Below are 12,401 nucleotides of genomic sequence, written 5' to 3' on the forward strand. Positions count from 1 at the left end.
TGTCAGAGTGCGCGCAACGGGAGGTAGACCGAGTTGCCCAACCGGGTGAATTCGGCCGATTTCTCGGCCATACCCGACTCGATGGCAGCCGCGCTGGTGAGGCCGTTTTCCTCGGCGTAAGCACGAACATCCGCTGAAATGCGCATTGAGCAGAATTTCGGCCCGCACATAGAGCAGAAGTGCGCCGTCTTCGCCGGCTCGGCGGGGAGCGTTTCGTCGTGGAAGCTGCGGGCGGTGTCCGGGTCGAGTGACAACGCGAACTGGTCATTCCACCGGAATTCGAACCGGGCCACGCTCAGCGCGTCGTCACGTTGCTGTGCCCTCGGATGCTGCTTGGCCAGATCTGCGGCATGGGCGGCGATCTTGTAGGTGATCACTCCGGTCTTGACATCGTCGCGGTTCGGCAAACCGAGATGTTCCTTGGGCGTCACGTAACAGAGCATGGCGGTGCCGGCCTGGGCGATGATGGCCGCGCCGATCGCGGAGGTGATGTGGTCGTAGGCCGGGGCGATGTCGGTGGCGAGCGGACCCAGCGTGTAGAAGGGAGCCTCTTCGCAGAGTTCCTCCTCGAGCCGGACGTTCTCGACGATCTTGTGCATCGGCACATGACCGGGGCCTTCGATCATCACCTGCACGCCGTAGGACTTGGCGACCTTCGTCAGCTCGCCCAGGGTGCGCAGTTCGGCGAACTGTGCCTCGTCGTTCGCGTCGGCGATGGACCCGGGCCGAAGTCCGTCACCGAGCGAGAAGGTCACGTCATAGCGGCGCAGGATCTCACAGAGCTCGACGAAGTGCGTATAGAGGAAGCTTTCCTCGTGGTGGGCGAGGCACCAGGCCGCCATGATGGACCCGCCGCGGGACACGATCCCGGTGACGCGCTTGGCCGTGAGCGGCACATACCGGAGCAGAACCCCGGCGTGCACGGTCATGTAGTCGACGCCCTGTTCGCACTGCTCGATCACCGTGTCGCGGTAGAGCTCCCAGGTGAGCGCCGTCGGGTCGCCGTTGACCTTCTCCAGTGCCTGGTAAATCGGCACCGTGCCGACGGGAATGGGCGAGTTACGGAGGACCCATTCCCGGGTGAGGTGGATGTCCTTGCCGGTGGACAGGTCCATCAGAGTGTCCGCTCCCCACCGGGCGGCCCACACCATCTTCTCCACCTCCTCCCCGACCGACGACGTGACCGCGGAGTTGCCGATGTTGGCGTTGATCTTGACCGCAAATGCCTTGCCGATGATCATCGGCTCGCTCTCCGGGTGCCGGTGGTTCGCCGGGATGACGGCGCGGCCGCGGGCGACCTCATCTCGCACAAGTTCGACCGGTAGGCCTTCCCTGGCTGCCACGTATGCCATTTCCGGAGTGACGAGTCCGGCTCGCGCCCAGACGAGCTGGGTGGCCGCCCCGTCGATGGGCGCCGGCCGGATCCAGCGGTTCCTGGTCTTCGCCAGACCCGCGTCCAGGTCGATTTCCGCGCTCTCGTCGGTGTACGGGCCCGACGTGTCGTAGAGATCGAAGTGCTCTCCGTTGCTCAGGTTCACCCGGCGAACCGGGGTGGCCATTCCCGGGAATCCGGGAACTGATTCGTGCCTCTTCGTGCTGCCCCAGACGGCTCCTGTGGTGACGGTGGACATGGCTATAGCGTCGTTCGTGCTCATTCGGCAGATCTCCCTACGCCGGCATTACCCGGACAGGTTCAACGGTCGACGGCCCCGGCCGTCCTCTCAGCTCGCTGGTGCGAGCTCCCGTGGTGATGTGTTGACTCCACCACCCTATCCGCGAATCGGACGCCGGCGAACTGTCCGGCTACGCCCCGGCCCAGACGTTGGCGATGATGTCGTGGGTGTAACCGTCGGGGCCCGAGTTGACGTAGTGGGTCGCCAGCCAGATCCCGTCCCGGACGAAGTGCGACTCACCGGAGGTGCCGGCATCCCCGCTGGTCTCGGTGACGCAGCGCAGCCCGCCGAGCTCCTCGTAACAGGTCATCCCGGCGGCGGCGAGGCGCGCCTTCACGGCCGCGCTCTGCTCCGCGGTGACCCAGACCAGGTTCGTGGTGAGCCCGCTGTCGGAGCCGCCCTTCGGGTTTCCCCAGACGCAGGTGAGCTTGTCGGCCGCGTCGATGACCGTGCTGAGTTCGGCATCCGCTGTGCCGTGCCGCACTTCGGAGTCCGCCGCTTCGGTCCAGGCCGGGTTGAGCACCGCCGTGCCGAATGCCGCCGCCATCGCCGGGCTGTAGAGTTCGCCGCAGGTCGACGGATGCGGCCCGGCCGGGGTGGCCGCCGGGGCAGGCGCCGCGGCCAGGGCCACCGGCGCCGGGGTCTTGCTCGGTTGGGGGCGGGCGCCCGCGGCGGTGTCACCGGGCAGGCCGGCGCCGCCGCGCCAGACGATGAGCAGCACGACGAGGGTCACGACCAGCGCCGAGCCGATAGCGCCGAGCAGGAACCAGAGCCGGCGCCGGGCGCGCGGTGGAGCGGACGGAGCTGGTGCGGTCATTGGCGAACCCCCTGGCAGATTGGGGCCAGCCTAGCGGGCACGGTGGTCTCGACGGGCTCGATCACCGGGCGGGTCCGATGATCGGCCATTGGGCTCGTCGACATCACCGGGGCTCAACGACGGATGGCCCCCTGCCGAAGCAGGGGGCCATCCGTTGTAGCTAGCGAATGCTAGTTGTAGGTGCCGGGCGTGAAGTCATCCGACGAGAAGCTGTCGAAGTCGACGAAGCTCAGGTCACCCTCGTTGAAGGTCGCATCATCGGTGAAGATGCGGTTCGGGTAACGCTCAGCCTTGGCTTCATCCGTTGCCTCGACGGTGACGTCGCGGTAGCGGGGAAGACCGGTGCCGGCCGGGATCAGCTTTCCGATGATCACGTTCTCCTTGAGGCCCATCAGCGGGTCGCTCTTGCCTTCCATGGCCGCCTGGGTGAGAACCCGGGTGGTCTCCTGGAAGGAAGCGGCCGACAGCCACGACTCGGTGGCCAGCGAAGCCTTGGTGATGCCCATGACTTCCTGACGAGCCGAAGCCGTCTTCTTGCCCTCGGTGAGCGCGGTGCGGTTCAGCTCGTTGTACTTGAGCCGGTCGACCAGCTCGCCGGGGAGCAGGCCGGTGTCGCCGTGCTCGACGACGGTGACCTTGCGAAGCATCTGGCGAACGATGACCTCGATGTGCTTGTCGTGAATCGGCACACCCTGCGAACGGTAGACATCCTGCACGCCACCGACGATGTGCTTCTGCACAGCGCGAACACCCTTGACGCGAAGAACTTCCTTCGGGTCGACGGCGCCGATGATGATCTGCGTGCCGAGCTCGACGTGCTGACCATCCTCGACAAGGAGGGTGGAGCGCTTGAGCACCGGGTAGGCGATCGGCTCGTCGCCGTTGTCGGGGGTCAGGATGACCTTCCGGCTGCGGTCGGTGTCCTCGATCGTGATGCGGCCCGCGGTGTCGACGATGGGCGACGCACCCTTCGGGGTACGAGCCTCGAAGAGCTCCTGGACGCGCGGCAGACCCTGGGTGATGTCGTCGGCGGATGCCGAACCACCGGTGTGGAAGGTACGCATGGTCAGCTGCGTGCCGGGCTCACCGATCGACTGCGCGGCGATGATGCCGACGGCCTCTCCGATGTCCACTAGCAGGCCGGTCGCAAGCGAACGGCCGTAGCAGACCGCGCACACACCGACGGCGGACTCACAGGTGAGCACCGAGCGAACCTTGATGGTCTCGACGCCGGCCTCGACCAGCTTCTCGATGAGCACATCGCCCACGTCGTCACCGGCCTCCGCGACAACCTCGCCCTTGGCGTTGACCGCGGGTGCGGCCAGGCTGCGGGCGTAGACCGCGTTCTCCACGTTGGGGTGGCGAACGAGTTCTCCGAGCGGGTTGATCTCAGCGATCGGCAGCTCGAGGCCCTTGGTCGTTCCGCAGTCGTCTTCGCGGATGATGACATCCTGCGAGACGTCCACGAGACGACGGGTGAGGTAACCCGAGTCGGCGGTACGGAGAGCGGTGTCGGCCAGACCCTTGCGAGCACCGTGAGTAGCAATGAAGTACTCGGCGACGGACAGGCCTTCGCGGTAGCTCGAGATGATCGGGCGAGGGATGATCTCACCCTTCGGGTTGTTCACCAGGCCTCGCATGCCGGCGATGTTTCGCACCTGCAGCCAGTTACCACGAGCACCGGACGTGACCATGCGGTTGATGGTGTTGTCCTTGGGGAAGTTCTCCTGCATGGCCTTGGCAACGTCTTCCGTTGCCTTCGTCCAGATCTGGATGAGCTCCTGGCGACGCTCGAGGTCGGTCGTGAGACCCTTCTCGAACTGCGACTGCACCTTGGCGGCCTGCTTCTCGTAGCCGGCAACGATCTGCGGCTTGTTCGGCGGGGTCAGGATGTCGCTGAGCGCCACGGTCACACCGGAGCGGGTTGCCCAGTAGAAACCGGCATCCTTCACGCGGTCGAGCGTTGCGGCCACTTCCACCTTGGGGTACCGCTCGGCGAGGTCGTTGACGATCGCCGAGAGGGTGCCCTTGTCGGCGACCTTCTCGAAGTACGCGTAGTCGACCGGCATTGCCTCGTTGAAGATGGCGCGCCCGAGGGACGTGGTCACCAGCACGGTGCCGACGGCCTGACCGTTGACCAGTTCGACGCCTTCAGGCTGGGTGCCCTCTTCGAAGTACTTGTCGGTCAGGCGGATGCGCACCTTGGCGTTCAAGTCGAGCGACTTCTGGTCGAAAGCGAGGATCGCTTCCGCGACCGAGGAGAACGCGCGGCCCTCGCCGACGACGCCTTCCTTGAGCGTGGTCAGGTGGTGCAGACCGATGATCATGTCCTGGGTGGGCAGGGTCACCGGGCGACCGTCGGACGGCTTCAGGATGTTGTTCGAGGCGAGCATGAGGATGCGCGCTTCGGCCTGGGCCTCCATCGACAGCGGCAGGTGCACAGCCATCTGGTCACCGTCGAAGTCGGCGTTGAACGCGGCACAGACGAGCGGGTGCAGCTGGATGGCCTTACCCTCGACGAGCTGCGGTTCGAACGCCTGGATGCCGAGGCGGTGAAGGGTCGGCGCACGGTTGAGCAGCACCGGACGCTCGCGGATGATCTCCTCGAGCACGTCCCAGACCTGCGGACGGCTGCGCTCGACCATGCGCTTGGCGGCCTTGATGTTCTGAGCGTGGCTCAGGTCGATCAGGCGCTTGATCACGAACGGCTTGAACAGCTCGAGTGCCATCTGCTTGGGCAGACCACACTGGTGCAGCTTGAGCTGCGGGCCGACGACGATGACCGAACGGCCGGAGTAGTCGACGCGCTTGCCGAGCAGGTTCTGACGGAACCGACCCTGCTTGCCCTTGAGCATGTCGCTCAGGGACTTGAGGGCGCGGTTTCCGGTGCCCGTGACCGGGCGGCCACGACGACCGTTGTCGAAGAGCGCGTCAACGGCCTCCTGCAGCATCCGCTTCTCGTTGTTCACAATGATCTCGGGGGCACCGAGGTCAAGCAGACGACGCAGGCGGTTGTTGCGGTTGATCACACGACGGTAGAGGTCGTTGAGGTCGCTCGTTGCGAAACGGCCGCCGTCGAGCTGCACCATCGGGCGCAGTTCGGGCGGGATGACCGGGACGACGTCGAGCACCATGGCGGCCGGCGAGTTGCCGGTCATGATGAACGCGTTGACCACGCGGAGACGCTTGATCGCACGGATCTTCTTCTGGCCCTTGCCCTCGGCGATCTGCAGGTGCAGGTTTTCGCTCTCGGTGACCAGGTCGAAGGCCAGCAGGCGCTTCTTGATGGCTTCGGCGCCCATGTAGGCCTCGAAGTACATGCCGAAGCGGTCCTGCAGCTCGTGGAAGACCGAGTCCTCAGGCTTGAGGTCGCCGACCTTGAGGGTGCGGAAGTCCTCCCACACACGCTCGAGGTGAGCGATCTGCTCGTCGAGGGACTTGCGGACCTGGCTCATCTCCTTTTCGGCGGCGTCCTTGGTGCGCTTCTTCTGGTCGCTCTTGGCGCCTTCGGCCTCCAGTGCTGCGAGGTCGGTTTCGAGGCGCTGCAGGCGGTCGGCGATCCGGGAATCGCGCTGGCCCTCGATGGTCTTGATTTCGAGGCGCAGCTCATTCTCGAGGCCGGGCATGTCCTGGTGACGGCCGTCTTCGTCGACCGTGATGACCATGTACGCCGCGAAGTAGATGACCTTTTCGAGGTCCTTCGGAGCCATATCCAGCAGGTAACCGAGACGGGAGGGGACACCCTTGAAGTACCAGATGTGGGTGACCGGGGCGGCGAGTTCGATGTGGCCCATGCGCTCACGGCGCACCGACGACTTCGTGACCTCTACGCCACAGCGCTCACAGACGATGCCTTTGAAGCGCACTCGCTTGTACTTACCACAGGAGCACTCCCAGTCGCGGGACGGTCCGAAGATCTGCTCTCCGAACAGGCCGTCCTTTTCCGGCTTGAGCGTGCGGTAGTTGATGGTTTCGGGCTTCTTGACCTCACCGTGCGACCAGCGACGGATGTCGTCGGCGGTGGCCAGGCCAATGCGAAGCTCGTCAAATGTTGTTACGTCGAGCAATTTCTCTCCTTGGAAAGTTTTCGAAGTTTTCGTCAGTGGCCGGGCTTAGATGTCGTCGATGGACGACGACTCAAACCTGGTGGAAATGTTGATGCCCAGTTCCTCCGCTGCGCGGAAGACCTCGTCATCCGTGTCGCGCAGGCTGACTGCTGTTCCGTCGGACGAGAGAACCTCGACGTTCAGGCACAACGACTGCATTTCCTTGATCAGAACCTTGAAGCTCTCCGGAATGCCGGGCTCCTGGATGTTCTCGCCCTTGACGATCGCCTCGTACACCTTCACGCGGCCGAGGATGTCGTCCGACTTGATGGTCAGGAGTTCCTGCAGTGCGTAGGCGGCGCCGTATGCTTCGAGCGCCCACACCTCCATCTCACCGAAACGCTGTCCACCGAATTGCGCCTTACCACCCAGCGGCTGCTGCGTGATCATGGAGTAGGGGCCGGTGGAACGGGCGTGGATCTTGTCGTCGACAAGGTGGTGCAGCTTCAGGATGTACATGTAGCCCACGGAGACCGGGTTCGGGAACGGCTCGCCGGAGCGGCCGTCGAACAGCTGGGTCTTACCTGAACTGCCGATCAGGCGGTCGCCGTCGCGGGTCGGGGTCGTGGAGTCGAGAAGACCCTCGATCTCGACCTCGAGCGCGCCGTCGAACACCGGGGTCGCGACCTTGGTGTTCGGTGCTGCGCTGTGAGCCTGCTCGGGCAGACGGCCGGCCCACTTGGGCTTGCCTTCCACCTGCCAGCCCTGCTTGGCGATCCAACCCAGGTGGGTCTCGAGCACCTGGCCGAAGTTCATTCGACCGGGGATGCCCAGCGGGTTGAGGATGATGTCGACCGGGGTTCCGTCGGCGAGGAACGGCATGTCCTCGATCGGCAGGATGCGGGAAATGACACCCTTGTTGCCGTGACGGCCGGCGAGCTTGTCACCCTCGGTGATCTTGCGCTTCTGGGCGATGAAGACGGCCACGCGCTGGTTGACGCCCGAGCCGAGCTCGTCGTCGCCATCCTGCGAGTCGAAGACCTTGACGCCGATGATCGTGCCGCGCTCACCGTGGGGAACCTTGAGGCTCGTGTCGCGAACTTCGCGGCTCTTCTCGTTGAAGATCGCGCGGAGCAGGCGTTCCTCGGCGGAAAGCTCGGTCTCGCCCTTCGGCGTGACCTTGCCGACGAGGATGTCGCCGGGGCGAACCTCGGCGCCGATCCGGATGATGCCGCGCTCGTCCAGGTCTGCGAGCAGATCCGGGGAGACGTTCGGCAGGTCGCGGGTGATCTCTTCCTTGCCGAGCTTGGTGTCGCGGGCGTCGACCTCGTATTCCTCGATGTGAATCGAGGAGAGGGTGTCGTCCTTGACCAGGTTCTGGCTCAGGATGATCGCGTCCTCGAAGTTGTAACCCTCCCACGGCATGAACGCGACGAGCAGGTTCTTGCCGAGAGCGAGCTCTCCGTTTTCGGTGGCGGGGCCGTCGGCGATGACTTCGCCGACCTCGATCCGCTCGCCGGCCTGGACGATCACCCGGTGGTTGTAGCTCGTGCCCTGGTTGGAGCGCGCGAACTTGCGCAGGTAGTAGTCCTGCGTTCCACCCTCGTCGAGCTGGATGGTGACGACGTCAGCCGACACCTCCATGACGACGCCGGCCTTGTCGGCGGTGAGCACGTCACCGGCGTCAATGGCCGCGAAGACCTCCATGCCGGTTCCGACGAGCGGGCTCTCGCTCATCAGGAGCGGGACGGCCTGACGCTGCATGTTTGCACCCATGAGGGCGCGGTTCGCATCGTCGTGCTCGAGGAACGGGATCAGCGAGGTGGCGACGGACACCATCTGGCGGGGCGAGACATCCATGTAGCCGATGTCTTCTGCGGGGAAAAGGTCAACCTCTCCACCCTTCTTGCGGGCGAGCACGCGGGCCTCGGCGAAGTGCGAGTCCTTGGTGAGCGGCGCGTTGGCCTGGGCGACGATGTACTCGTCTTCCTCGCTTGCGGTGAGGTAGTCGATCTGGTCGTTGAGGACCTTGCCGTCGACGACGCGACGGTACGGGGTCTCGATGAAACCGAAGGCGTTGATCCGCGCGAACGAGGCGAGCGAACCGATCAGGCCGATGTTCGGGCCTTCCGGGGTTTCAATCGGGCACATGCGGCCGTAGTGCGAGGGGTGAACGTCTCGCACCTCGACGCCGGCACGGTCACGGGACAGACCACCCGGGCCCAGCGCGGAGAGCCGACGCTTGTGCGTGAGGCCTGCGAGCGGGTTGTTCTGGTCCATGAACTGGCTGAGCTGCGACGTGCCGAAGAACTCCTTGATCGCGGCGACGACGGGGCGCACGTTGATCAGGGTCTGCGGGGTGATCGCTTCGATGTCCTGCGTGGTCATCCGCTCGCGGACGACGCGCTCCATGCGGGACAGGCCGGTGCGCACCTGGTTCTGGATGAGCTCGCCGACGGCGCGGATACGACGGTTGCCGAAGTGGTCGATGTCGTCGATGTCGATGCGGATGTCGGTGGGCTTGCCGTCGCGGATCCCGGCGATCGTGGTCTGGTTGTCGCGAAGCGCAACCAGGTACTTGATCGTGGCCAGGATGTCCTGCAGGGTGAGCACGGAATCGCTGAGCGGGGCTTCGAGGCCGAGCTTGCGGTTGATCTTGTAACGGCCGACCTTGGCCAGGTCGTAGCGCTTGGAGTTGAAGAAGAAGTTGTCCAGGAGCGCACGCGCGGCCTCGGCGGCCACCTGCTCGCCCGGACGGAGCTTGCGGTAGATGTCCTTGAGGGCTTCTTCCTTGGTGAGGATGTTGTCCTTTTCCAAAGTGAGCTCGATCGACGCGAAGCCCTTGAATTCCTCGAGGATCTCTTCGCTGGTCAGTCCGAGCGCCTTGAGGAAGACGGTCACGGACTGCTTGCGCTTGCGGTCGATGCGGACGCCGACCTGGTCGCGCTTGTCGATCTCGAATTCGAGCCAGGCACCACGGCTCGGGATGACGCGAGCGGAGTAGATGTCCTTGTCCGACGTCTTCTCCTGCTGGCGGTCGAAGTAGACACCCGGCGAACGCACGAGCTGCGAGACGACGACACGCTCGGTGCCGTTGATCACGAAGGTGCCCTTGGGGGTCATCAGCGGGAAGTCGCCCATGAACACGGTCTGGGTCTTGATCTCACCCGTGAGGTGGTTCATGAACTCAGCGTTCACGTACAGCGGTGCGGAGTAGGTCTTACCCTTTTCCTTGCACTCGTCGATCGTGTACTTCTCCGGCTCGAGCTCCGGGTTGGTGAACGACAGCTGCATCGTTTCGCCCAGGTCCTCGATGGGGGAGATCTCTTCGAAGATCTCGTCGAGGCCGGTGCGGGTCGCCATGTCCTGACGGCCGGCCGCCTGGCCTTCCGCGACACGGGTCTTCCATTTGTCGTTGCCTACGAGCCAATCGAAGCTCTCGGTCTGCAAAGCAAGCAGATCCGGAACAGTCAGATTGTCGCTGATCTTTGCGAACGAAAGACGCCCAGCGGCGCGTCCGTTCTTGGGTGAGTTGGTGGTTGCGTTGCGCGCAGCAGCCAAGGAAATAACCTCCGTGGACCCCGTCAGGTCTAGTCACTGTTAGTAATGAATACCGAGTACGAACTCCACAGACCCTCCGTATATCTGAACCCGCTGATATAACTGAAACGAGGTATGCCTCAAGGTGGCTTGAGCACGCAAAGCCGACCGCAATATGAAGGCAGAGATTTGTCTGGGAGCGCAAAGATCAAGCATAGGCGCTTTCCCACGCCGTGTCCACCTCAATCTTGACCTTCCCGGAATTCTCAGGTATAACCCACCTTCGCGTCGGCCGGATGGGCGGAGGCGCGGCCGGCGGAGGGCGCAGACTGGGGGGATGAGCAGGGTTGAAGCGCAGCATCCGTCGGTCACGTTGAAACTCAGCGGGCACCTGGCCGTGATCGAACCCGACCGGTTCACCCCGGGCAGTTTCAACCTGATCGTGGACGGCACGCCCCAGTCGCACGTCAACGTCGACCACCCCGACGAGTTGTTCTTCGAGTACGTGCAGCGGATCGGGCACGTGATCGACCTGATCGGCGAAGTCGGCGAGCCGATCACCGCGGTGCACCTCGGCGCCGGCGCACTGACGCTCCCCCGCTACGTCGAGGCGACCAGGCCCGGCTCCCGGCAGCAGGTGGTGGAGCTGGAGAGCGACCTGATCGACTTCGTGCGCGCCGAACTGCCCTGGGACAAGCGCGCGCAGCTGCGGGTGCGGCACGGCGACGCCCGCGAGGTGCTCGGCAAGCTGCCCGCCGGGCTGCACGGCTCGGTCGACCTGGTCGTCGTGGACATCTTCTCCGGGGCGCGCACCCCCGCGCACGTGACCAGCCGCGAGTTCTACGAGCTGGCCGCGCCGCTGCTGAGCTCGAGGGGCGTCGTGGTGGTCAACGTCGCTGACGGGCCGGGCCTCGCCTTCGCCCGCGGCCAGGCCGCGACGCTGTCGGCCGTGTTCGACCATGTGCTCGGGCTCGCCGAGACCCAGGTGCTCAAGGGGCGCCGGTTCGGCAACATCGTGTTCGTGGCCGCCCACACTCCGATCGACCTGAGCTGGGTGTCGCGGCTGCTCGCCGGCGGCCCGCACCCGTCGAAGGTGGTCGAGGGGGCGGAGCTGCGCCAGTTCATGGCGAGCGCGCTCGTGACGACGGATGCGACGGCCACCCCGTCGCCGCTGCCCGGCCGCACGGTCTTCCAGATCGGCAACTGAGTCGGCGGGGGCTCTTCCGATTCCACATTCCCTGTGGATAACTCAGCTTCCCTGTTGATAACCGCGCCGACGACCCGGCTGCGTGGGCGGCGCCTCGCTGTTCCCCGAGCAGTACATCTCGCCTCCGCGTGGCTCACTCAGGAGATCCGGAGCCGGGCCCCGGCCAACACCCGGGATAGCGCGGGCGGGGCACGGCGGCATCCGGAATCTCCTGAGTTAGCCACATACTTCGGGGCGCGGTGCGGGCTCGGCGCGAAGCCCGGCGTGAGGCCCGGCGGGAAGCCCGACGGGAAGCCCGGCGCGAAACGCCCCCGCACTGGGGGCGGCGGCCGCCGCGCCCGGGTTACTCTGGAGACGACCCGTTTTCACCCGCGGCACGCCCTGGCCGCCCTCGTTTCAGGAACACACCCTGCCCATCATCATTGGCTACGACGCCGTCACCCTGCGTGAAAAAGTCGATCTCCGCGCTGCCGGCCTCCGTCTCGACGAACTCGGCGAACTGCGCAGCCTGTCTGCCCTCAACGAGAAGGTCGCCCTGCTGCGGCTGACCGGCCGCCTCGACGAGGCCTGGGACATCGCCAATACGGCGCTCCGCCAGGCCCGGTTCACCGGGTCGCGGGAAGAGCTCGCAGCCAGTCGCATCCGTCGCGCCCAGGTGCAGCAGTTCCAGGGCAAACTCGACGAGGCCGCGGCCGAACTCACGCACTGCGTGCTGGAGTCGGAGACCCACGAGTGGGCCGGCGTCGCCGCGTTCGCCCGGGAGAACCGGGGCAAGGTCTACTTCGAACAGGGCGACCTCGATGGCGCCCTGGCCGACTTCACGGCCGCCGTGTTCCTGCGCGAGAAGGCGGGCGCCTCCTCGGAGCACCTCGAAAGCTCGCTGATCGCCGTGGCCGTGGTGGAGTCGTTCATCGCCGAGCAGCGCGAGGCCCGCTAGCCCGCGGCATCCGCTCTCCCGTCCCGTTCTCTCCCGTCCCGTCCTCTCCCGTCCCGTCCTTTCCCGTCCCGTCTCCGGGCATAACTCCTGCAGATCGGCTGTGGTCGGGATGCCCACCCCCGGTTTCACGCGGAAGTCCGGCTGCGGGCACCGAATCTGCAGGAGTTACGCACGTGGGGCA

At 65.3% G+C, this 12,401-nt stretch carries 7 protein-coding genes and 1 riboswitch; of the genes, 2 read left to right on the forward strand and 5 right to left on the reverse strand.

The features are described 5' to 3' along the window. Positions 1–2 precede the first annotated feature (2 nt). From thiC to rpoB, 4 genes are all read right to left on the reverse strand, one after another. Positions 3–1,559 carry a phosphomethylpyrimidine synthase ThiC gene (thiC, locus tag E3O48_RS04730; RefSeq protein WP_370249188.1) on the reverse strand — a complete coding sequence of 519 codons (1,557 nt, stop codon included), beginning with the start codon at positions 1,557–1,559 and terminating at the stop codon, positions 3–5. Between the two features lie 89 nt (positions 1,560–1,648). Further along, positions 1,649–1,756: riboswitch (TPP riboswitch) on the reverse strand. A gap of 47 nt (positions 1,757–1,803) precedes the next feature. Continuing rightward, a complete protein-coding gene (locus E3O48_RS04735) occupies positions 1,804–2,490 on the reverse strand; it encodes a hypothetical protein (protein ID WP_134537476.1) in 687 nt (228 codons plus the stop codon). A 170-nt stretch (positions 2,491–2,660) separates the two neighbouring features. Beyond that, positions 2,661–6,557 (reverse strand): DNA-directed RNA polymerase subunit beta', encoded by a 3,897-nt coding sequence (locus E3O48_RS04740; protein ID WP_134537477.1) that lies wholly within the window; start codon positions 6,555–6,557, stop codon positions 2,661–2,663. A gap of 45 nt (positions 6,558–6,602) precedes the next feature. Next, complete coding sequence (gene rpoB / locus E3O48_RS04745) at positions 6,603–10,097, reverse strand: DNA-directed RNA polymerase subunit beta (RefSeq protein ID WP_134537478.1); 3,495 nt, start codon at positions 10,095–10,097, stop codon at positions 6,603–6,605. A gap of 316 nt (positions 10,098–10,413) precedes the next feature. Between rpoB and E3O48_RS04750 the strand changes: the two genes are divergently transcribed. Continuing rightward, positions 10,414–11,283 (forward strand): spermidine synthase, encoded by an 870-nt coding sequence (locus tag E3O48_RS04750; protein WP_134537479.1) that lies wholly within the window; start codon positions 10,414–10,416, stop codon positions 11,281–11,283. 343 nt (positions 11,284–11,626) lie between these two features. Here E3O48_RS04750 and E3O48_RS17945 read toward each other — a convergent pair whose 3' ends face one another. Further along, positions 11,627–11,989, reverse strand: coding sequence for a hypothetical protein (locus E3O48_RS17945; RefSeq protein WP_241982396.1), 363 nt, complete (start codon positions 11,987–11,989; stop codon positions 11,627–11,629). A 3-nt stretch (positions 11,990–11,992) separates the two neighbouring features. Between E3O48_RS17945 and E3O48_RS17950 the strand changes: the two genes are divergently transcribed. Beyond that, complete coding sequence (locus E3O48_RS17950) at positions 11,993–12,220, forward strand: hypothetical protein (RefSeq protein ID WP_241982397.1); 228 nt, start codon at positions 11,993–11,995, stop codon at positions 12,218–12,220. Positions 12,221–12,401 lie beyond the last annotated feature (181 nt).

Source organism: Cryobacterium sp. HLT2-28 (assembly GCF_004402495.1).
Taxonomy (GTDB): Bacteria; Actinomycetota; Actinomycetes; order Actinomycetales; family Microbacteriaceae; genus Cryobacterium; species Cryobacterium mannosilyticum.